The organism is Microtetraspora glauca, from assembly GCF_040656155.1.
GTDB classification, from domain to species: Bacteria; Actinomycetota; Actinomycetes; order Streptosporangiales; family Streptosporangiaceae; genus Microtetraspora; species Microtetraspora glauca.
In genome coordinates, this window is the sequence record NZ_JBFALK010000015.1 from 52,903 (window position 1) to 72,251 (window position 19,349).

The following is a 19,349-nucleotide window of genomic DNA, read 5'->3' on the forward strand; positions in this document are numbered from 1 at the left end:
GGGTGCCATAGACGAACGTGTCATCAGTCCCGGACCGGATGGGTCTCCGATGGTTGCGGAGCCGGGTCGCGGTCCGGCGGCAGAAGGCAGAAGAGCACGGTGGACAGGGCTCGCTCGATCGTCTCGGTGTTCACCTTCTCGGGGTCGGCGAGGTGTTCGTTGGTCAGGCCGTTGGTCAGACAGTGCAGGATCAGCGCGGCCAGGTCGGGGTCGACGGCCGGGCGGGCGCCGGTGCGTTCGGCGGCCTCGGCGATCGATCTGGCCGCCCCTTCCCGCTGCGTTCGGCGCATCGGGGTGAGCACCGACCGGATCCGGTCGTCGCGGGCGGCGCGGGCCGCGAACTCCAGGCCGAAGTACCCCCGGCGGGTGTCCCCGACGATCCGCCGGGTGACCAGAGAGGAGACCCGCGCGATCAGCGTGGGCAGCGCGCTGGTGTCGCGGATCTCCGTCATCACGGCGGCCAGTTCCGTCTCGGCGCCATCGCTGAGGACGGCCGCGAACAGCTCCTGTTTGCTGCCGAAGTTCGAGTAGACGGCGCCTTTGGTGAAGCCGGCGGCGTGGGCGATGTCCTCTAGCCGGGCGTCGACATAGCCGCGCTCGGCGAACACCCGCGCCGCCTCGGCCAGCAGTCGGCGGCGCACCTCTTCGCGCGGAACGCGGCGGGCGGGGCTCGGCGTCTGATCATCACTCACAGGAAATAGCATACTCAAAGTACTCAATACTTTGGGTATCGTGCGAGGTGTCATGCACTCTTATCTCTCTAGGAGACCTCTCTTGACGACCTCTCGATCCCTCGTGTTGACAGCGTCGGCGCTGGTCCTCCTCGCCGGGTGCGGCGTTTCGGCGGACGAGGCACAGCCGGAGAAACGGAGTTTCGCGTTCGCCCAGGACCGGCTGAGCATCGCCAAGGGCAGCGGCGACCTGGACATCAAGCCGGGCGAAGTCGCCGACGTCCAGGTGAGGCGGTGGTTCTCCCGATGGTCTGTGCTCGGCGGTGATCCGAAGACGACGTGGGACCTCAAAGACGGCACGCTCACGCTGGCCACTGACTGCGTGACGCTCATCGGCGGCTGCGACGTGCGGTACGAAGTCGTGGTGCCCGCGGGAACGGCGCTCACCGTCGAAGGAGACAACGGGAGGGTCTCGGCGTCGGGGTTCGGCGCCGGGCTGCGGATCCGTACCGACAACGGAGCGATTTCCGTCGCCGACGCTTCAGGACCGCTCAGCCTGGAGAGCGAGAACGGCGAGGTGCGTGCCACGGGCACCAGGTCGGGCCAGGTGGACGCGGTCTCCGGGAACGGCGCGATCCACCTCGCGTTCGCCGCCGTTCCCGACCAGGTCGCCGTGCGGACCGACAACGGCGCCCTCACGGTCGAGGTGCCCGACGCGGCTTACCAGGTCAAGGTGAAGGGCGGCAAGGACGTACGCGCCGACGTACGCGAGGACGCGACCAGCCGGCACGTGATCACCGCCACGAGTGACAACGGGCGGATCACCGTACGTCCCGCCGGGCCGGCGAGCTGATCGCCGTGCGCAAGAACTACATCGACTGGCTCAGGAACCTCGGCATCCTCTTCCTGTTCCCCCAGGGTGTTCGACGATCCGCCTTCCCGTGCGCGCGCAGATGATGACTCCACATGAGCCGGATGCGCGCGGGCTACCTCGGGCCGCGTGAGCGCGGCACGACCAGTCCCGTCTCGTACGCGGTGACGACCGCTTGGGTCCGGTCGCGCAGCCCGAGCTTGCTCAGCACGCGGCTCACGTGTGTCTTCACGGTCTCCTCCGTGACCGTCAACCGGCTCGCTATCTCCGGATTGGACAGGCCCTCGGCGATGAGCCGCAGGACCTGCGTCTCGCGAGGGGTGAGCGCGCTGAGCGCGACCGTCGGCGTGGCCTCGGGCCCCGGACGCAGGTGGGCGAACTCACTGATCAGGCGGCGGGTGACGGCCGGGGCCAGGAGCGCTTCGCCCGCGGCGATCACGCGTACCGCGTCGAAGAGCCGCTCCGCGGTGACGTCCTTGAGCAGGAACCCGCTGGCTCCGGCGCGAAGCGCGTCGTAGACGTACTCGTCCAGGTCGAACGTGGTCAGGATGAGGATGCGCGGCTCGGCCGTCGCGGATCCGGCGAGCCGCCGGGTGGCTTCGATGCCGTCCATGCCCGGCATGCGGACGTCCATGAGGACGACGTCGGGTGACAGCTCGCGGCAGAGCCGTACCGCCTCGGCACCGTCGGAGGCGGCGCCGACGACGGTGAAGTCCGGCTGCGTGTCGAGCAGTTCGGCGAATCCGGTGCGAACCACCGGGTGATCGTCGGCGACGACGATCCGGACGGCAGGGGACTGCGGACTCATGCGGCCGTCTCCTCCTTTCCGGGTAGGCGGGCTTCGACGAGGAAGCCGCCGCCGGCGGCGGGGCCGGTGCGCAACCTCCCGCCGACGGCCGCGGCGCGCTCTCGCATGCCGGACAGCCCGTGACCGTCGGCAGGGGCGGCCGCGGACGGGCCGGGTCCGTTGTCGCGGATGAGCAGCCGCAGGGCGTCGCCGGCGTAGTGCAGTTCCACGTCGACGGCGGCGCCCGGCGCGTGGCGCCGGGCGTTGGTGAGGGCTTCCTGGACGATGCGGTAGGCCGCGAGTTCGACGCCGGGGTCGAGCATGACCGGAGGGCCGTTGAGGATGAGGCGGATGCCGGTCCCGGACGCGTCCCGTGACTCGTCGAGCAACTCGTTGAGCTCCTGCAGGCGCAGGCCGGGCTGAGGTCGCAGGTCCGCCGCGTCTGCCTGCGCGTCCTCGCGCAGCACACCGAGCAGCCGCCGCATCTCGGTCAGCGCCGCCCGGGCGGTGTCGCCGATGGCGGACAGCCGCTCCGCGCCGGCGGCCGGCATCCCGGGGGTGGTCAGCCGGGCCGTCTCCGCCTGCACGGAGACCATGGAAATGTGGTGGGCGACGACATCGTGCAGTTCGCGGGCGATGCGAGCACGTTCGCCGCGCGCCGTGTGTTCCAGCAGGCTGTCAGCGATGACCTGCCGGGCGGCCGTGTTCTCCAGCGCCTCGCTGTGTGCGCGCCGCGCGATTCCGGCCATCGCCGCCGCCGGGGCCAGGGACGCCAGCAGCAGGGTGAGGACCCGCGCCTCGCCGCCCGCCGTACCGGCGAGTGCCAGGACCGGGTACGGCACGGCGAGAAGGACCGCGAGCAGGTACGAGCCGCTGCGGCCGAGCCGGTACCCGGCGACCAGCTGTGCGCCCAGGCCCGCCACGGTCAGCGTCTGGAAGGCCGTGATCGACAGCACGATCGTCGTGGAGACGACGACGGCGGCGGCGGCCGGCTGCGCCCACAGCAGCGCCAGGGGAAGCGTGGTGGCCAGGCCGAGCAGGCCGAACGCCACGACGTACAGCACGGCGCCGGTGGACTCGACCGGTGGGGGTGTCCCGGCGTGCGCGATCGTCTCGCCCACCGGTCTGCTCACGGCATGCCCGAACGAACGCGCCAGCGGCGAACTCCGGGCGTGCACGATCGCCTCCGTCAGCGCGAGCACCGCCAGCAGGACGCCGGCCACGACAGGCGCGTGGGGAATCGCGGCGCTCCGCCGCCACCTGGCCGCCCATCCGCCGCTTCGGTCACCCGTTCGATCCACGCAGGCCATTGTCGCGGCCGTCCCACCGTACTGGCATCCCTCGCGTGAGGGATGGGACGTCACTCACACCAGCGATCGTGAAGATGGCTCGGTGGTGTGACGACCGCGCGTAACGCCGTTACCTAATCTGCCTGGCGTGGAAGCAACCATCGAAGTCATCGGGCTGCGCAAACGATTCGGCCGGACCATGGCCCTGGACGGGATGTCCTTCAGGGTGACGCCGGGGCAGGTCACCGGCTTCGTCGGCCCCAACGGCGCGGGCAAGTCCACCACGATGCGGGTGATCCTCGGCCTGGACGCGGCCGACGAGGGCACCGCGCTGGTCGGCGGGCGACCGTACCCGAGCCTGCGGAACCCGCTCAGCCACGTCGGGGCGCTGTTGGACGCCGCGGCGCTGCAGCCGAGCCGCACCGGCCGCAATCATCTGCTGTGGCTGGCCCACTCCCAGGGGCTGCCCGCCAGGCGGGTCGATGAGGTGATCGAGCAGGTCGGGCTGCGATCCGCGGCCCGGCGGAAGGCCGGTGGCTACTCGCTGGGGATGCGGCAGCGGCTCGGGATCGCCGCGGCGCTCCTCGGCGATCCACCGGTGCTCATGCTCGACGAGCCGGTCAACGGCCTGGATCCCGAGGGCATCGTGTGGATCCGCGGCCTCCTGCGGTCGCTGGCCGCGGAGGGCCGCGCCGTCCTGATCTCCAGCCACCTGATGAGTGAGCTCCAGGACACCGCCGACCATCTCGTGGTGGTTGGCCGCGGCCGGGTCGTCGCCGACACCAGCGTGGCCGATCTGATCGCCACCGCCTCCAGCGGCCGGGTCACGCTGCGCACCACGGCACGATCGGAGGCGATGACGGCGCTGGCGCACGCCGGCGCCACCGTCGCCGCCGGCGACCGCGACACGATCACCGTCTCCGGACTGGAGGCAGAGCGCATCGTGACGCTCCTCAACGCGAACGCGGTGCCGTTCTCCGAGGTCGCGGCCCATCGCGCGACGCTTGAGGATGCGTACATGGATCTCACCAGGGACGCGGTCGAATTCCGCGCCGCCACCGGAGTCACCACCGGAACCGCCACTGGAGCCGCCGCTGGACAGGAGGCGGCCCGATGAGCAGCGGCACCGCCACCCCTTACCGCTCGGGCCTGCGAACCGGGCGCGACGGCTTCGCCCAACTGATGCGCGCGGAGTGGACCAAGTTCCGCACAGTACGCGGCTGGCTGATCGGCATGATGGTCGCGGCGCTGGTCATCGTCCTGCTCGGGCTGCTCTCCGCGTCGGGAAGCCAGACATCGTGCGGTGGTCCGAGTGATGTCTGCCCCGCCGTTCCGGTGGGGCCGGGCGGTGAGGCGGTGGAGGACAAGTTCTACTTCGTGCACCGGTCGCTGGCCGGCGACGGCGGCATCACCGTCCGGATGACCTCCATGACCGGTCAGATCCGCCTGCCCGACATCACCCCGGGGACGCGGCGAGTCGTGCCTGGGGTCGAACCGTGGGCGAAGGCCGGCGTCATGATCAAGGACGGCACACGGCAGGGGTCGGCCTATGCCGCGACGATGATCACCGGCGGGCACGGGGTGCGGATGCAGCACGACTTCACCGAAGATGTGGCCGGTCGTCCGGGCGGTGTCTCGGCGGCTTCCCCGCGCTGGCTGCGGCTGACCCGCTCAGGAGAGGAGCTCACCGGCTACGAGTCGGCCGACGGCGCGCACTGGACCAAGGTCGGCACCGCCCGGCTGGCCGGGCTGCCGGCCACGGTGCAGGTCGGACTCTTCGTCGCATCCCCGGGTGACCTGACGGTGAAGCAGACTGATCTCGGCGGGAGCACCGTGCAGAACCGCTTCGCCGAGGCCACCGCCGCCTTCGACCAGGTCAGCCTGGAGGGCAAGGTGTCCGGCGGCGCGTGGAGCCGCGACGACATCGGGGTCACCCGGGAGCCCGACGGGTCGCCCCATCATCCGGGCGGAGTCGTCGAGTCCGGCGGCACCTTCACCGTCACCGGGGTCGGCGACATCGCGCCGCTCGCGGACGGCCAGACCATCGAGAGCACCCTCACCGGCGTGCTGACCGGCCTGATCGTGGTGATCGTGGTGGCGGTGCTGTTCATCACCGCCGAGCACCGGCGAGGCCTGATCCGCACCAGCCTGCTCGCCAGCCCACGGAGAGGCCGGGTGCTGGCGGCGAAGGCCGTCGTGATCGCCGCGGTGACCTTCGTCGCCGGGCTGGCCGGGGCCGGTGTCGTGGTCCCGCTCGGCACGTGGATCCTGCGCGCGGGCGGCAACTACGTCCTTCCGGTGAGCCTGCTCACCGAATCGCGCGTCGTAGTCGGCGTCGCTGCGCTGCTCGCCGTGGCCGCCGTCTTCGCCCTCGCCCTCGGCGCCCTGTTCCAGCGCAGCGCCGCGGCGGTGACCGCCGCCATCGCGGCGATCGTCCTGCCTCACATCCTGGCGACCGCCTCCGTCCTGCCCGCGGGCGCGGCGCAGTGGCTGCTGCGGCTCACCCCGGCCGCCGGTTTCGCGATCCAGCAGAGCATCCCGGAGTACCCGCAGGTGATCGGCCACTACGTGCCGCAGGCGGGCTACTATCCGCTGGCGCCGTGGGCCGGCTTCGCCGTGCTGTGCGGCTACGCCGTGCTCGCTCTCGGCCTGGCCGTCTTCATGCTGCGCCGGAGGGACGTATGAGACGGGAACTGCGCGCGGAGTGGACGAAGCTGCGCACTGTAGCCGACACCGGCCGGCTGCTGCTCGCCGTCATCGCGCTGACCGTGGCGTCGAGCGCGGCGGCGGCCGCGACCGTGTCCTGCCCGGCGGCGGGATGCGACCACGACCCTGCCAAGATCAGTCTCATCGGGGTTCAGGTGGGCCAGGCGGCCGTCGCCGTCCTGGCCGTCCTGGCGATCACCGGTGAGTACGGCACCGGCATGATCCGCACCACCCTGGCGGCGATGCCGCGCCGGGGCACCGTACTGGCCGCCAAGGCGACCGTCCTCACCGGCCTCACATTGGCCGCCGGCGCCGTCGCCGTGCTCGGGTCCGTGCTGGCCGGGTGGCTCATCCTGCCCGGAAACGGTTTCACCCCGGCTCACGGCCACCCGTTCCTGTCCCTGTCCGACGGGCCGACGCTCCGCGCGGCCGTCGGCTCGGTCCTCTACCTCGTGCTGATCGCCTTACTCAGTCTCGGCGTCGCCGCCGCCGTACGGGACTCGGCGACGGCCATCGGGGTGGTGTTCGTCCTGCTCTACGTCTTCTCGATCCTCCCCTTCATGATTTCCGACCCGGACTGGCAGAGGCTGCTCTGGCAGATCTCGCCGATGAACGCGGGACTCGCCGTCCAGGCGACCACGAATCTCTCCAGCCTGCCCCTCAGCCCATGGGCCGGTCTCGGTGTGCTCGCCGCATGGGCCGCCGCGGCTCTCCTGGGCGGGGGATCGCTGCTGCGCGTACGCGACGCGTGAGCGACACGCCTCCGCCGTCCGGGTCACCCCTTCAGGAGTTCACCCAGGCTGGCGATGGTCAACCGCCGTGCGCGATGACGGCGGGGCCGGTCGGGAACGGTCACCAGGCCTTCGCCGAGCGCCCCAGGCCGGGGATGAGCACCGCGGCCACGATCAGGTGCATTCCGCCCAGCGCCACCATGCCCGCGGTGTCGACGGCGGCGAGTGGTCCGGTCAGCGACAGCGCGAGCGCCACGATCGCGATGACCGTCCAGGTCCGACCCGGCCGCTTCAGCAGGCGTTCCAGTAACGCGAGCAGCGCCCAGGCCGCGAGACCGGCGACCAGGCTCGCCGCGGCGACCGAACCCGCCCCGACGGACTGGATCGCCCCGTCGAGTCGGACGGTCAGTCCGATGCCGGCCACCGGGCCGACCAGCGTCCAGAGAACGAGTGCCGCGACCGTCGCACCGGCCACGGTCAGTGCCCGCCGGATGGCGGTGCGGCCGGTACGCCCCGGTACGGCTTGAGTGGAAGTGGTTTCGCGTAACACGCCTTTTCCTCTCTCTACTTGGAGGACGGGCGGGCCTTCTCGTGGCCATCCACTGATGGCGTCTGCGGCCGGTCCCGTGTGGTTCACGCGCAACAGCGTCGCCGTCGAGAGGTGGTCGCCGCATCGGACGCGTGGCCGCGGCGAGTTCGACCCCGGTAGAGCCGAGCTACGACTTTGGTCGATGTCGCGCGCATGCCGAGCGGGACCAGCGGGGCCACGCGCGTCGACACCCTGATGTCGCAGGACGTGCCGGCCGAACCCGAGTGGGCCGGCCCGCTCATCCCGGCCGACCGGCGCGGCCTGACCCGCTGTTCTGGCAGCACATGCGCCCCGGCCACAGTCGGGGCCCCTACGTGGTCGTCCTCTGACGTTAGGGAAGGTCCGGATGAGATCCGTGCGCGAACCGCACGGTGATGGACAGGCCGCCTTCGGGGCGTGCGCTGGTCGTGAGGGTGGCGTGGTGAGCTCGGGCGACGGCGTTGACGATGGCGAGGCCGAGGCCGTAGCCGTCGCGGCGACCGTGACGATGGGAAGCCAGTTTTTGGAAGGGTTGGAACAGGCGCTGGACCTGGTCGCCGGGGATCACCGGCCCGGTGTTGGTGACCGTCAGGGCGACCTGCGTGCCGGAGGTCTGAGTGGTGATCTCGACGTGTCCGTCTGGGTGGTTGTGGCGGATGGCGTTGTCGATGAGGTTGGCGACGAGGCTTTCGATCAGTTTCGGGTCCCCGGCGGTAACTGCGGGCGCCAGGTGTTCGGCGAGGTCGACGCCTGTCTCCGTTGCTTGGTCGCGGCGGGAGGCGAGCACTCCTTCGACGATGTGGGCGAGGTCGAGGGTGTCCCAGCGGGTGACGCCGCGTTCGCTGGTGGCCAGGGTGAGCAGTGCGTGGACGAGCCGCTCCTGGTGCGCGCCGAGAGCGAGGGCCTCCTGGCAGGCCGAGCGCAGGGTGTCGGTGTCGGCGTCGGGGTCGGCGAGAGCGACCTCAAGGAGGGTGCGCAGGCCGGCGAGAGGGGTGCGCAGCTCGTGGGAGGCGTTGGCCACGAAGTGGCGTTGGGCGTCGAAGGAGGCTTCAAGGCGGGCGAACAGGTCGTCGAGGGTGTGGCCGAGTTCGGTCAGCTCGTCCGTGGGCTCGCCGAGGTCGAGGCGCCGGTGGAGGTTGCCGGCGGAGATGATTTTGGCGGTGGCGGTGATGGCGCGCAGCGGGTGCAGGAACCGGCCGGCGACGTACCAGCCGAGAGCCAGCGCGATGGGAATCAGAACGACCAGGGCGACGGCGGATCCGGCGAGGAGTTGGGGCAGGCTGATCCCGGGCCCGGTTTCGGTGACCGTGGTCGATGAGGGAGGGCCGTTGGGTCTGGCTGCCTGGATGCTGGCGAGCGGAATGTCGACGAGGACGAGCACGAAGACTCCGGCGGCGTAGATGCCCGCCGCGTAGGCGAGTGCGAGCCGCTTGTGCAAGGACCTTCTGGCGAGCCGCCGGGTGGTCATGACGGTCCGATGCGGTAGCCGCCTTCGCGGATGGTCTCGATCACGGGAGGGTCGCCGAGCTTGGCCCGTAACCGGTGCATGGTGTGCTTGACGGCGCTGCTGAAGGGGTCGGCGGCCTCGTCCCAGAGGACCTCGAAGTCTTCGACGACGAGGACCCTCACCGCCGCCCACCGCCGGTCGTCGTGCGGGCGGGTCGGCCGGGTTGAGGTGCCATGTCTTCACGATGCCAGATGCCCGGTTCCAGCCGGGTCGCAGCGGCTGCGACCCGGTTGGAACCGGGTGCTCCGTACAACCGTCGGCATGAATCCATTCACGCCTTACCGATCCAGCCAGCGGGCCGAGCGGGACGGCTTCTCCCAGGTGCTGCGCGCGGAGTGGACCACGTTCCGCACCGCGCGCGGCTGGGTGCTCGCCATGGCGTTCTCCGTGCTGGTCACCGTGTCGCTCGGACTGCTGATCGCCGGGGGCGTCCGCAGCACGTGCGTGACCGGGAAGGGTGAGGGCCCCTGCCCCGCGCCTTTGCTGGGACCCGATGGCACGGCGGTCAGGGACAAGTACTACTTCGTGCACCAGCCGCTCAAGGGGAACGGCGGCATCACCGCCCGTGTGTCGGACATGACCGGGCAGATCCGGCTGCCGGACGCCGTACCCGGGGTGCGCAACGTCACGGAGGGGGTGGTGCCGTGGGCGAAGGCCGGGCTCCTCGTCAGGGAGAGCCTCAAGCAGGGCACACCGTATGCCGCCGTCATGCTCACCGGAGATCACGGCGTGCGGATGCAGTACAACTACATCCACGACGTGGCCGGCGGTCCTCACAATGGCCCGCAGTGGCTGCGGCTGACCAGGTCGGGCGACACCATCAGCGGCTACGAGTCAGACGACGGCAAGACGTGGACCGAGGTCAGCACTGTCAAGCTGACCGGACTGCCGGAGACGGTCGAGATCGGGCTGTTCGCCACCTCGCCAGGCGCGCTGTGGGATATGGCGCAAGCCTTCGCCCAGGTCACCGCCACCTTCGACCAGATCACGCCGCAAGTCGCGAACGGTTCGTGGCGCCGCGACGACGTCGGCGTCTCCATGGAGTCCGACGGCACGACCCCGCATCACCCGGGCGGGGTCGTCGAGTCCGGCGACAAGCTCATCGTGACCGGGGGTGGTGACATCGGGCCCGCCACGGTGGAGGGTGGTGTACGCGCCGACCTCATGCTGATCGGCGGGGCCGTGGGGTTGATCCCGGTGCTCATGGTGGCGGTCACGTTCTTCACACGAGAACACCGGCGCGGGCTGATCAGGACCGGCCCGCCGGTCGCGCCGCATCCGGCGCGGCTGCTGGCGGCCAAGGCCGCGGTGGTCGGCGCGGTCGCGTTCGTGGCGGGGCTGGTGACCTCGGGGGTCGTGGTCCCTGTCGGCCTGGCGATGTTGCGTGCGAATCAGAACCCGATCCAGCCGATCACCCTGGCGACCGAGTCGCGGGTGATCGTCGGCTACGCGGCGCTGACGGCGGCCGCCGCCGTGCTGGCTCTGGGCCTCGCCGCGCTGGTCAAGCGGGCCGTCGTCGCCGTCGGGCTGGCCATCGCGCTGGCCGTCGTGCCCTACCTGCTGGCGACCGCGGGCTTGGCGCCGTGGCTGCTGACGATCACCCCTGCCGCCGGGTTCGCGATCACGCAGAGCGTCCCCACGTTCGCGCATGTGGACGTGGGCCCGTCACTGGTCGGGGGCTATTACCCGCTCCCGCCATGGGCGGGTTTGGCCGTGACCTGCGGATATGCCGCCTTCGCCCTCGGGGCGGCGATAGCCGTACACCGTGCATCCCTCTGACTCCACCGATCCGACTCCACCGATCGGTGGAGTCGCTCCACCGTGTGAGCGAGCGGCCGATTCCACCGCCCGCTCGGAAGATCGGGCGATCCGCATGAGGTGCCTCCGTTGCGACGCTGATTCCCGTCGGCGAACGAAGAGACGGAGGCACACTGAAATGCGCAATGTGGTCTGGCTGATCAGCGGGTACGCCGTGGTCAGCCTGCTGACGCTGGTGGCGATGATCGTGTTCCGGCACGACGCGACGATGGTCACCGCCGCGGTCTGGATCCGCGGCACCATCGTCGCCGCCGCCTCGCTGGTCACGCTGTTCCTCGCGGTCCGGGCGGCCCGCGGCGACCGCCGGATGCTGCTGCGGCTGCGCGTCGTCACCGCGGTCATGCTGGTCGCGATCGTGGTGATCATCGCGCTGCCCGGCACGTTCCCGCTCTGGTTCAAGCTCGAGCAGGGCGTCTGCGGCCTGCTCCTGCTGGCCGTCGTCGTGCAGATCAACCGGCGCCGGGCGGTCCGGCCGTGAGTGCGGTGATCGAGGTGGAGAACCTCCACGAGAGCCGTGGCGGCTAGATTGTCCCGCTGGGAGTAGGTGCGCGATGCAGAGTTGGCAGATGGCCGGGCCGGCGGGCTGGGAACAGCGGTTGCGACCCATGGTCACCGTGGTTCCGTACGTGCTGCTGGCCGTCATGGCCGCCCTGACCATCGCCTTCAAGCACGACCGGCCGGGCTCCCTCGCCATCGACCTCGCGCTCTGCGCGGCGGCCGCGGTGTGGACCCTGGCGCTCTTCACGCTGCGTCCGGCATGGCGCGACCGGATCGGCCTGATGGGTGTCTTCCTGGCCGGCCTGATCCTGTTCGGGCTGGTCATGGTCCTGCGCAATCCGTGGTTCGGCTTATACACGCCGGCGCTGTACTTCTACGCGTACCGGATCATCGGCTGGCCGCGCGAGCTGTACTTCATCGCCGGCGTGGGGGTGGTGGCCGGCACTGCTCAGTCGGCCGGCCTGGACACCGGTTCCTGGGTCGGCCGACTGGAGTACCTGGGGATCCTGGTCGTCAACATCGCGCCGATGTGCCTGCTGGCCTGGATCGGCGAGATCGGCGCGCGGTACTACGCCTCCCGGGAGGCGGCGCTGCGCGAGGCCCGGGAGGCCAACGCGCGGCTGGCCGCGGCGCTGGCCGAAAACGCGGCGCTGCAGGAACGGCTGGTCGAGCAGGCCCGCGCGGCCGGCGTCCTGGACGAGCGGGCCCGGATGGCCCGGGAGATCCACGACACCCTGGCCCAGGGCCTCACCGGCATCGTCACCCAGTTGCAGGCGGCCGAGCACGCGGCCGACGACCCCGCCGCCTGGCGCCGGCACCACGCGGCGGCGACCGCGCTGGCCCGGGAGAGCCTGACCGAGGCGCGGCGCTCGGTGAACGAGTTGCGCCCGGAGCCGCTGGAGACCGGCCGCCTGGCCGACGCCGTCACCGAGGTGGCGGCCACGTGGTCGGCCCGCCACGGCATCCCGGCCCAGGTGACCATCACCGGCGAAACCCGCAGCATGCGTCCGGAGGCCGAGGTCGCCCTGCTACGAATCGCCCAGGAGGCCTTGGCCAACGTCGCCAAGCATGCCGGCACCGCCAGCCGCGTCGGTCTCACCCTTTCCTACATGGACCATCAGGTGGCCCTCGACGTCCGCGACGACGGCCGCGGCTTCGACCCGACCGCACGGGTCGAGCGCGACGGGGGCTTCGGGTTGGTGGCGATGCGGCAGCGGATCGAGGCCTTGTCGGGCACGTTGCAGATCGAATCGGAGGTGGGAGGTGGAACCGGGATTTCGGCCTGCCTGCCCGCCGAGGCGCCGGAGGTGTTTTCGTGAGTGACCCGATCAAGCTGCTCGTCGCCGACGACCACCCGGTGGTACGGGACGGGCTGAGCAGCATGTTCGCCCGCGACCCCGAGTTCACCGTGGTCGGCGAGGCGGCGGACGGGGCCGAGGCGGTCCGACTGGCCGAGGCGCTCGGGCCGGACGTGATCCTGATGGACCTGCGGATGGCCGGCATGGACGGCGTCACCGCGATCGGCGAGCTGGCCCGGCGCGGCGTACCGGCCCGGGTGCTCGTGCTGACCACCTACGACACGGACAGCCACGTGCTGCCCGCGATCGAGGCCGGCGCCACCGGCTACCTGCTCAAGGACGCGCCGCGGGACGAACTGCTGCGCGCCGTACGCGCGGCCGCCCGCGGCGAGGTCGCGCTCTCACCGTCGGTCGCCGCCCGCCTGATGAGCCGGCTGCGCGCCCCGGCGCCGTCGACCGGCCCGTTGAGCCGGCGCGAGCTTGAGGTGCTGCGCCTGGTCGCGGCAGGCCACACCAACCGGGAGGCGGCCGCCCGGCTGTTCATCACCGAGGCCACGGTCAAGACGCACCTGCTCAACATCTACGCGAAGCTTGACGTCAACGACCGTGCCGCCGCGGTCGCGGAAGGTTACAACCGCGGCCTGCTCGCTCCCGAGCGTCCGTGAACCGTCCCCCCGTCTTGTCTAGGCGGGAGGGCTTGTCCGGGAGGCGGTGGACAGCAGGGTGAGGGCGGCTTGGCGGGCGTGATCGCCCGCGCCCACCGCATCCTGATGTGCGGCGACGACCGTGGCGCCCTCAACCAGGATGAGCAGCTGCCGCCCCAGGAGGTGCGGATCGGCGGCTCCGGCTCGTTCGGCGATGCCGGTCAGGAGCTCCAGGTAGCGGTCGAGGTGACGCGCGGTGATGGCGCGTACGGCCTCGACATGGTGCTGGGCGGCCGCGTTCAGCATCGCGCAACCGCGGAACACCGGCTCGTCGTACCACTGCCGCAGGGCGTCGAACACCGCGGTGAGCTGGTCGCGGGGATCGTCCCCGGCGGCGGCGGCTGCCCCGGCCAGCCACCGCGTCACCTGTTCACTGCGCTTGTGGAGAACCGCCTCGATGAGCCCGTCCTTGGTGCCGAAGTGTCGGTAGAGGGTCTCCTTGGACACGCCGACGCGGGCGCATAGCTCGGCGACGCCGACGCCGTCGAGTCCGCGCTCGTACAGCAGCGGCATGGCCGCTTCGACGATGGTGGCGCGGGTGCAGGCCGGGTCGATCGTCGACCCTTTCGCGACTGGCATGAGAGAGATGGTACCGCTCGGTTCGATCGGCTGCTAGCGTCGAGATCGTACCGATCGGTTCGACCTTGGAGCTTTCGATGACAGACCCGCTTGCCGCCCACCCGCCTCGCGACCCGGACATTTCGGCCACCACGCCCGCGATGACCTTCCTCGTCGCCGAGATGGACGTGGCCGGCGAATCGTGGCGGCCGGCCGGGCTCGCGCCCCTGCGGTACCTATGAGGGCGCTGCGGCTGGCTTTCGGCACCGCCTCCGCGCTCGGGCTCGCGCGGTTCGCGTACGGCCTGCTCATCCCGGCCATGCGCGACGACCTGGGCTGGAGCCTGACCGAAGCCGGGGTGATGAGCGCCGCCAACGGGCTCGGCTACCTGGTCGGCGCACTGGTCACGCCCGCCGTCCAGCGCCGGCTCGGCGCCACCGCCACCTTCCGCTGGGGGATGGTTCTCACCGCGGTGGCACTGGCCGCCACCGCGGTTAGTGGTGACTTTCCGGCGCAGCTGGCCGCGCGGGCCGCCGCCGGGATGGCGGGGGCACTGGTGTTCATCAGCGGTGGGGTGATCGCGGCGCGCATCGCGACCGGCATCGCCTCCAGCACGCCCATCGTCGTCTACTTCGCCGGTGCCGGGCTGGGCATCGTGTTCAGCGGCGCGACCATCCCGGCGCTGGGTGATCACTGGCAGTTGGCGTGCGTCGGCCTCGGCGCCGCCGCGGGTCTGGCGACACTGGTCAGCTGGTCCGCCGCACGTACCGATGAGGGTGAAGACGCCCCGGCCGGCACTGTGCGGATGCTTCCGCTGTGGCGGATGGCCCTGGCCTACCTGCTGTTCGCCGCCGGATACATCACGTACATCACCTTCCTGTCCGCCTACCTCGCGGACCGGCACGCGTCGATCGCGCAGGTGACGCTCACCTGGACGGTGCTGGGGCTGGCCGTCGTGCTGGCGCCATTCCTGTGGAGTCGGCCCATCACCGACTGGCCCGGCGGCAGGGCCCTCGCCACGCTGCTCGTGCTCCTCGCCGGTGGAGCGGCGCTCGCCCTGGCGTCCTCGGCACTGCCGGTCGTCCTGGCCTCCGCGGTCGTCTACGGGGCGACGTTCATGAGCGTGCCCGCCGCCGTCACCGCGCTCATCAAGGCGAACACGCCGCCCGCGGAATGGACGGCCACGCTGGCGGCCTTCACCACGGTGTTCGCCGCCGGTCAGACCGCCGGACCGTGGCTCGCCGGGCTCCTCGCCGATCACACCTTCACCGGCGCCACCCTGGCCTGGACCGCCATCCTGTGCGCCGGAGCCGCTCTGATCGCCACGACCGCGAGTCGTTCGCGCGTGGCCGCAACGCCCTGACCCCCGGATTGTTCGACAACCATTTCGACAACCATAAGGAGTACGACTATGGCAACCTTCGTTCTGATCCCCGGCATGTGCCACGGCGGCTGGTGTTTCGACGAACTCGCCGAACGGCTGCGCGCCCACGGACACCGCGCCCACCCGCTGACGTTGACCGGACTCAGCGAACGCGGCCACCTGCTGCATGGCGGAGTGAATCTCGACACGCACATTCAGGACGTGACCGGGGTACTGGCGGCCGAGAACATCCACGATGCCGTGCTGGTCGGCCACAGCTACGGGGGAATGGTGATCACAGGAGTCGCCGACCGCATGCCCGACCGGGTGAACGCCCTGGTGTACCTGGACGCCATGGTGCCCGGGGACGGCGACTCCTGCTGGAGCCTGGTCACCGATCGCGAGCGACAGTGGTACACGGACGTGACCGCGAGCGGCTACGCGGTACGACCACTGCCGTTCTTCGACACCCGGGCCACACCCCACCCGCTCGCCTCGCTGTTCCAGCCGATCCGGTTGGCCGGCGACCTCACGCGGGTCCGGCGCCGGATCTACGCGTACGCCGCCGGGTGGGACGGCGAATCTCCGTTCACCCCCGTATACCAACGGCTGCGCGAGGATTCCGCGTGGACGACGTACGCGCTCGACGGCGGGCACAACCTCATGCGGGACGCGCCGCTGGAGGTGCTGAAGATCCTGCTCGACGCCGGCTGACCTCGCTCACCCGGGATCCGGCAACTCTCCTGCGGATCAGGCGTTGGAGACACCTTCGGACGGCAGGCGCCCCGTCATGGGGCGCGGCCCGCGTCGGCATCGCTCGCATGTGCCGGCCAGTTGCGGAGCGCCACGTCGACGGTGTCGAGCACCCGGCTCCAGGATTCGTCCGCGCCGCGAGGATGATGGCGGAAGCCGCCTGCCTGTTCCAGGCTCACGAACCCGTGGAAGGTGCTGCCCAACAACCGGACCGCGTCGGTCTGGTCGGGCTCCGCGAGTGAGTAGCCCCGGAGGATCGCCCGCGTCATGTCCGAGTGCCGGCGCGCCGCGCTCGCTTCAGCGGTCTCCGGGTCGAGTTCGACCTGCGTCGCCGTGTACCTGCCGGGGTGTTCCTTGGCGTAGTCACGATAGGCGTTGGCGAAGGCGACCAGTGCGTCTTTGCCCGCCCGGCCGGCCAGCGCCGCCGCGACCCGGTCGGCGAGCTCGGCCAGCGCCAGCACGGCCACCCGAACCCGTAGCTCGTGCGCGTTCCTGATGTGTGAGTACAGACTCGCGTCCCTCACGCCGAATCTGCGCGCGAGCTCGGAGACGGTGACGTTCTCCAATCCCACCTCGTCGGCCAGTTCGGCCGCCGCCTCAGCCAGCCGTTCGACGGTCACTCCGGCACGCGCCATGGCACCCTGCTTCCTAGGACTCCTAGCAATATACATAATGAGTTGCTGCTGCAATATACGGTGGATAGCTTTTCGGCTATGAGACCGATTTCCGAGCGCGAGATCCGCGCCTCTTTCGTCAACTGCACCAAGGGCGAGGCCAAACGCCTCGTCATACCCAGGGACCTTGACGCGCGGCCATGGGACGACCTGGACTTCCTCGGCTGGCAAGACCCCTCATTCCCCGGCCGTGCCTACCTGGTCGCCGAGCACGGTGACCGGCTGGTCGGGGTGGCGCTGCGACGGGCCACCCCGCATGCCGGACATGCGCGGCGCAGCATGTGTTCGCTCTGCCTGACCACGCACACCGGCGATGGCGTGGCGCTGTTGACCGCCCGCCGCACCAGCGGCGACGGCAACTCCGTGGGGGCCTACATCTGCACCGACCTGGCCTGTTCCCTCTACCTGCGTGGCAAGAAGGACGTCGGGCCAGGTGGGCGGATGCCCGAGTCACTCACACTCGAAGAGAAGATCGACAGGACCGCGGCCAACGTGACCGAGTTCCTCCAGAAGGTGACCCAGTGATCGACGTCCCCATCGCGCCCGGCCTCGCGCGTTGGGGGTGCGACGCCGTTACAGCGGCTCGCCGAGCGGTCCGTAGTCGGCCTCCAGGGCGGAGGCCCAGTGGGCGGCGAAATCCGGCTGCGTGCCGTCGGCGTCGGTGAACCCGTACTCCTTGTACAGATCCCAGGTGGCCAGCGCCCGCCCGGTCCTGCGCATGATGTCGGGATCCGCGGCCAGCGCGGCGACCGCCCGGCCGAGGTACGCCGGTGTCTCGGAGTGGGCGAAGTTGGGGTCCTTCGCCGCGCCGTCCCGCCAGTTGTCCTCGGTGACCCCGAAGTGGTCGAGCATCGCCTCGGAACGGAGGAAACCCGGCGTGATCGCCACGGCCGCCACGCCGTACGGCTTCAGCTCGGCCGCCTGCGCGACGGCGAGGCGGATCACCGCGGCCTTCGCCAGATCGTAGAAGAACGACCCGCGGTAGCGGGCGGTGTTGCCGTCGGTGACCTCCACGACCAGACCGGTCCGGCACGTGACCATCAATGGAAGCGCGTGACGGCTGGTGATCACATGGGTCTCGACCGCCTGACGCAGCAACCGCAGGCCGGTGTCCAGGTCCTGCTCCCAGAGCGGGTGCTCCCAGTCGGTCAACGGGTCGCCGCCCCACACGGAGTTGACCAGGATGTCCAGCCGCCCATCCTGCTCGGCCGCGATCCGGTCAACGAGGGCGCGGACCTCATCCGGGCGGCTGTGGTCGGTCCGGATCGGGATGCCGACGCCGCCGGCGGCGGTGATCCGCTCCGCCGTCTCTTCGATCGTCTCCGCACGCCCCAGGTCGGAGCGTCCTGCGGCGCTGCTGCGGCCGGTGACGTAGACCGTCGCGCCCGCGGCGCCGAGCTCGACGGCGATGCCCCGCCCTCCGCCCCGGGTGCCCCCGGCCACCAGGGCCACCTTTCCGGCGAGTGGCGGTGCGTCGTACATCATGATTCCTCCCGATCGATGCTGTCGTTCAGGTGAGGGGACAGCACGGTGGCGACCTCCCGCCGGAGCCGCTGCGCCAGCGTGCCCTGACGGTCGAGCGCCCAGGTCAGGCCCGCCCCGGCGACGATCGCCTGTACGGTCCCGGCCAGGGACGCGGCATCGGTTCCGGCGCGAAGCTCGCCCGCCGACACGGCCTCCGCCAGCAGTGCCTCGATCGCTCGACCCTGGGCCAGATGAACCGCCAGGGCGTGCTCGTGGAACTCCGGATCCGTGAGGTCGATGCACAGGAACGCCAGATGGTTGGCGAAGGTCTCGGGCGTGGCCATCTGGGCCATCGACTCCGTCACCAGCGCCTCCAGGGCGGCGAGAGCCGAACGGTGCTCCCGCCGTACGCGCTCGGGCAGTGCGTCGGCGTACTTCGCGGAATGCTCGGCCAGCGCCAGGAGCAGGCCGCGCTTGGACCCGAAACGCTGCACGAGCGTGCCGGGGACCAGCCCCACCTCGCGTGCCACGAACGAGAGGGTGAGCTTCGCGGGGCCCACCCTGCCGATCACCTCGGCCGCCGCGCGCAAGATCGCCGCGTCGTCGATCCCTCGGGGACGTCCTGCCACCACTGCTTCCCCTCATTAATAAATGCCTGTTCATTTATTAAATCGGTCCCCGGGCCGTATCGCAAGCCGGGATGTCCGCCGCGTGGCCGAGGAGCTGATGGTCAGCTCGCACGTCTGGCCACCATCTGGGGCCCCGGTAGCAATCGCGGAAAATCCAACGAAGCTATCACTGACCTGCGATTACTCACTACAAGGGCCGTGCGCGGCGCGTGGGAGGCCGTTCCCTCCCCGCCCTGCGTGAGGTCGTCGGCGAGGCGGCGACCGGCCATCTGACTCTGCCCGTCCGGACGTTCCCTCTACGCGAGGCCGTGGCCGCTCATCACGTTGTCGAGAGCGGCCACGTGCGCGGCAAGGTGGTCCTCATCGTCTGACCCATCGTTACGAAGCAGGATCGCTCATGGCTGAGCTGGGGACCCGCCCCTTGGCGCTGGGCGCGACTCGGAGAAGCACCGGGCCGCGC

General features: G+C 70.8%; 23 protein-coding genes. 13 read left to right on the forward strand and 10 right to left on the reverse strand.

Annotated elements, in window-relative coordinates; all coding sequences use genetic code 11:
• Positions 1 to 23 precede the first annotated feature (23 nt).
• A complete protein-coding gene (locus AB0I59_RS25935; RefSeq protein WP_358136831.1) occupies positions 24 to 692 on the reverse strand; it encodes a TetR/AcrR family transcriptional regulator in 669 nt (222 codons plus the stop codon).
• Between the two features lie 82 nt (positions 693 to 774).
• On the opposite strand from AB0I59_RS25935, the gene AB0I59_RS25940 reads away from it, so the two are divergent.
• Complete coding sequence (locus AB0I59_RS25940) at positions 775 to 1,524, forward strand: DUF4097 family beta strand repeat-containing protein (protein ID WP_358136833.1); 750 nt, start codon at positions 775 to 777, stop codon at positions 1,522 to 1,524.
• A 133-nt stretch (positions 1,525 to 1,657) separates the two neighbouring features.
• Here the strand turns inward: AB0I59_RS25940 and AB0I59_RS25945 are convergent, their stop codons facing one another.
• Both AB0I59_RS25945 and AB0I59_RS25950 read right to left on the reverse strand, forming a co-directional pair.
• Positions 1,658 to 2,350, reverse strand: a complete 693-nt coding sequence (locus AB0I59_RS25945) for a response regulator (RefSeq protein WP_358136836.1) — start codon at positions 2,348 to 2,350, stop codon at positions 1,658 to 1,660.
• Positions 2,347 to 3,630, reverse strand: coding sequence for a sensor histidine kinase (locus tag AB0I59_RS25950; protein WP_358136838.1), 1,284 nt, complete (start codon positions 3,628 to 3,630; stop codon positions 2,347 to 2,349). Before AB0I59_RS25950 ends, AB0I59_RS25945 begins: the two co-directional genes overlap by 4 nt.
• A 136-nt stretch (positions 3,631 to 3,766) precedes the next feature.
• Between AB0I59_RS25950 and AB0I59_RS25955 the strand changes: the two genes are divergently transcribed.
• From AB0I59_RS25955 to AB0I59_RS25965, 3 genes are read left to right on the forward strand one after another with little or no spacing between them, the layout of a single operon-like run.
• The gene (locus tag AB0I59_RS25955; protein ID WP_358136841.1) at positions 3,767 to 4,735 is read left to right on the forward strand and encodes an ATP-binding cassette domain-containing protein; all 969 of its coding nucleotides are present in this window, start codon (positions 3,767 to 3,769) and stop codon (positions 4,733 to 4,735) included.
• Complete coding sequence (locus tag AB0I59_RS25960) at positions 4,732 to 6,303, forward strand: ABC transporter permease subunit (protein WP_358136844.1); 1,572 nt, start codon at positions 4,732 to 4,734, stop codon at positions 6,301 to 6,303. The genes AB0I59_RS25955 and AB0I59_RS25960 overlap by 4 nt, the downstream gene beginning before the upstream one ends.
• Positions 6,300 to 7,076: an ABC-2 transporter permease gene (locus tag AB0I59_RS25965; protein ID WP_061254376.1), complete on the forward strand. Its 777-nt coding sequence runs from the start codon at positions 6,300 to 6,302 to the stop codon at positions 7,074 to 7,076. The genes AB0I59_RS25960 and AB0I59_RS25965 overlap by 4 nt, the downstream gene beginning before the upstream one ends.
• Before the next feature lie 100 nt (positions 7,077 to 7,176).
• Here AB0I59_RS25965 and AB0I59_RS25970 read toward each other — a convergent pair whose 3' ends face one another.
• The 3 genes from AB0I59_RS25970 to AB0I59_RS25980 all read right to left on the reverse strand — a co-directional run bounded on the left by AB0I59_RS25970 (position 7,177) and on the right by AB0I59_RS25980 (position 9,252).
• Positions 7,177 to 7,605, reverse strand: a complete 429-nt coding sequence (locus AB0I59_RS25970) for a DUF6069 family protein (RefSeq protein ID WP_358136847.1) — start codon at positions 7,603 to 7,605, stop codon at positions 7,177 to 7,179.
• A 370-nt stretch (positions 7,606 to 7,975) separates the two neighbouring features.
• Positions 7,976 to 9,091, reverse strand: coding sequence for a sensor histidine kinase (locus AB0I59_RS25975; RefSeq protein WP_358136850.1), 1,116 nt, complete (start codon positions 9,089 to 9,091; stop codon positions 7,976 to 7,978).
• On the reverse strand, positions 9,088 to 9,252 hold the full coding sequence (locus AB0I59_RS25980) for a helix-turn-helix domain-containing protein (protein ID WP_435831072.1): 165 nt from the start codon (positions 9,250 to 9,252) through the stop codon (positions 9,088 to 9,090). The genes AB0I59_RS25975 and AB0I59_RS25980 overlap by 4 nt, the downstream gene beginning before the upstream one ends.
• Before the next feature lie 139 nt (positions 9,253 to 9,391).
• Between AB0I59_RS25980 and AB0I59_RS25985 the strand changes: the two genes are divergently transcribed.
• The 4 genes from AB0I59_RS25985 (at position 9,392) to AB0I59_RS26000 (ending at position 13,409) form a co-directional block, all read left to right on the forward strand.
• Complete coding sequence (locus AB0I59_RS25985) at positions 9,392 to 10,909, forward strand: DUF1349 domain-containing protein (RefSeq protein WP_358136853.1); 1,518 nt, start codon at positions 9,392 to 9,394, stop codon at positions 10,907 to 10,909.
• 157 nt (positions 10,910 to 11,066) lie between these two features.
• Positions 11,067 to 11,426: a hypothetical protein gene (locus AB0I59_RS25990; protein ID WP_358136855.1), complete on the forward strand. Its 360-nt coding sequence runs from the start codon at positions 11,067 to 11,069 to the stop codon at positions 11,424 to 11,426.
• A gap of 73 nt (positions 11,427 to 11,499) precedes the next feature.
• Positions 11,500 to 12,765 carry a sensor histidine kinase gene (locus AB0I59_RS25995; protein WP_358136858.1) on the forward strand — a complete coding sequence of 422 codons (1,266 nt, stop codon included), beginning with the start codon at positions 11,500 to 11,502 and terminating at the stop codon, positions 12,763 to 12,765.
• On the forward strand, positions 12,762 to 13,409 hold the full coding sequence (locus AB0I59_RS26000) for a response regulator (RefSeq protein ID WP_358136861.1): 648 nt from the start codon (positions 12,762 to 12,764) through the stop codon (positions 13,407 to 13,409). Before AB0I59_RS25995 ends, AB0I59_RS26000 begins: the two co-directional genes overlap by 4 nt.
• Positions 13,410 to 13,427: 18 nt before the next feature.
• Here AB0I59_RS26000 and AB0I59_RS26005 read toward each other — a convergent pair whose 3' ends face one another.
• A complete protein-coding gene (locus AB0I59_RS26005) occupies positions 13,428 to 14,027 on the reverse strand; it encodes a TetR/AcrR family transcriptional regulator (protein WP_358136864.1) in 600 nt (199 codons plus the stop codon).
• A gap of 77 nt (positions 14,028 to 14,104) precedes the next feature.
• Between AB0I59_RS26005 and AB0I59_RS26010 the strand changes: the two genes are divergently transcribed.
• The 3 genes from AB0I59_RS26010 to AB0I59_RS26020 are packed head-to-tail and all read left to right on the forward strand — an operon-like array spanning position 14,105 to position 16,083.
• Positions 14,105 to 14,248 carry a hypothetical protein gene (locus AB0I59_RS26010; RefSeq protein ID WP_358136867.1) on the forward strand — a complete coding sequence of 48 codons (144 nt, stop codon included), beginning with the start codon at positions 14,105 to 14,107 and terminating at the stop codon, positions 14,246 to 14,248.
• Positions 14,245 to 15,369 carry a YbfB/YjiJ family MFS transporter gene (locus AB0I59_RS26015; protein WP_358136870.1) on the forward strand — a complete coding sequence of 375 codons (1,125 nt, stop codon included), beginning with the start codon at positions 14,245 to 14,247 and terminating at the stop codon, positions 15,367 to 15,369. Before AB0I59_RS26010 ends, AB0I59_RS26015 begins: the two co-directional genes overlap by 4 nt.
• A gap of 48 nt (positions 15,370 to 15,417) precedes the next feature.
• Entirely contained in the window at positions 15,418 to 16,083 is a 666-nt protein-coding gene (locus AB0I59_RS26020; protein WP_358136873.1) for an alpha/beta fold hydrolase, read from the forward strand.
• 74 nt (positions 16,084 to 16,157) lie between these two features.
• On the opposite strand, the gene AB0I59_RS26025 is transcribed toward AB0I59_RS26020, so the two are convergent.
• Positions 16,158 to 16,757 (reverse strand): TetR/AcrR family transcriptional regulator, encoded by a 600-nt coding sequence (locus AB0I59_RS26025; protein WP_061254398.1) that lies wholly within the window; start codon positions 16,755 to 16,757, stop codon positions 16,158 to 16,160.
• Between the two features lie 78 nt (positions 16,758 to 16,835).
• On the opposite strand from AB0I59_RS26025, the gene AB0I59_RS26030 reads away from it, so the two are divergent.
• Complete coding sequence (locus AB0I59_RS26030) at positions 16,836 to 17,321, forward strand: FBP domain-containing protein (protein WP_061254401.1); 486 nt, start codon at positions 16,836 to 16,838, stop codon at positions 17,319 to 17,321.
• Between the two features lie 48 nt (positions 17,322 to 17,369).
• On the opposite strand, the gene AB0I59_RS26035 is transcribed toward AB0I59_RS26030, so the two are convergent.
• Positions 17,370 to 18,281, reverse strand: coding sequence for an SDR family oxidoreductase (locus AB0I59_RS26035; RefSeq protein WP_358136877.1), 912 nt, complete (start codon positions 18,279 to 18,281; stop codon positions 17,370 to 17,372).
• Entirely contained in the window at positions 18,278 to 18,889 is a 612-nt protein-coding gene (locus AB0I59_RS26040) for a TetR/AcrR family transcriptional regulator (RefSeq protein WP_061254788.1), read from the reverse strand. Before AB0I59_RS26040 ends, AB0I59_RS26035 begins: the two co-directional genes overlap by 4 nt.
• Positions 18,890 to 19,098: 209 nt before the next feature.
• Between AB0I59_RS26040 and AB0I59_RS26045 the strand changes: the two genes are divergently transcribed.
• On the forward strand, positions 19,099 to 19,260 hold the full coding sequence (locus AB0I59_RS26045) for a zinc-binding dehydrogenase (protein ID WP_435831074.1): 162 nt from the start codon (positions 19,099 to 19,101) through the stop codon (positions 19,258 to 19,260).
• The last annotated feature ends 89 nt before the right edge of the window (positions 19,261 to 19,349 follow it).